Genomic DNA, 510 nt, shown 5'->3' with positions numbered 1-510 from the left:
GCTCTGCGTGGTGTCAGGCTTGCTGGTTGCGGAGGTGATTGGCTGAGCCGGCGCCGGAATCGGCTTGGCCACCGGTGGCGGCGTTGCCGGGCGGGCAATCTGCGCCGGGATGGTCGGTGCCGGGGCGGCCGGAGCAGCAGCCGGAGCAGCAGGCACCGCTTCTTCAGCGACCTCTTCGTCCGTTGGCACCGGCTCTTGTGGCAAAGCCTGGGGCTCAGGCACGGCGACCGGGTCCATTTGCACTTGCGGCATGGCCGAAGGCGGAGGCGCAGCCGGGGCCGCGACGGTCACCTGACGCTGCTCATCCTGACGGGAAAACAGCATCGGCAGGAAGATCACCGCCAGCGCCACCAGCACCAGCGCGCCAACCATGCGCTGCTTGTACGCTTTATCCAGCAAAGCCATTTGCCGCTTCCTCCGTGGAGCGCCGGGCCAGCCATTCAAGGGCCTCGGCGACACAATAAAATGATCCGAACAACAGAATCTCGTCGTCGCTGGTTGCTATAGCGC

The 510-nt window shown here is 65.9% G+C and carries 1 protein-coding gene and 1 pseudogene; both read right to left on the bottom strand.

The annotated features are described in order from the left end of the window. Window positions 1-405: pseudogene (locus J5M56_RS24390) on the bottom strand (SPOR domain-containing protein); the annotation flags it as partial. Beyond that, window positions 389-510 (bottom strand): hypothetical protein (locus J5M56_RS26875; protein ID WP_243430894.1); only part of this gene is annotated, 122 nt, incomplete at its 5' end. The pseudogene J5M56_RS24390 and the gene J5M56_RS26875, both read right to left, overlap by 17 nt.

Source organism: Pseudomonas sp. 51_B (assembly GCF_017491595.1).
In the GTDB taxonomy this organism is placed as follows: Bacteria; Pseudomonadota; Gammaproteobacteria; order Pseudomonadales; family Pseudomonadaceae; genus Aquipseudomonas; species Aquipseudomonas promysalinigenes.
The sequence above is the reverse complement of the archived record's forward strand: the minus strand, read 5'-3'. Positions and strand labels throughout refer to the sequence as shown.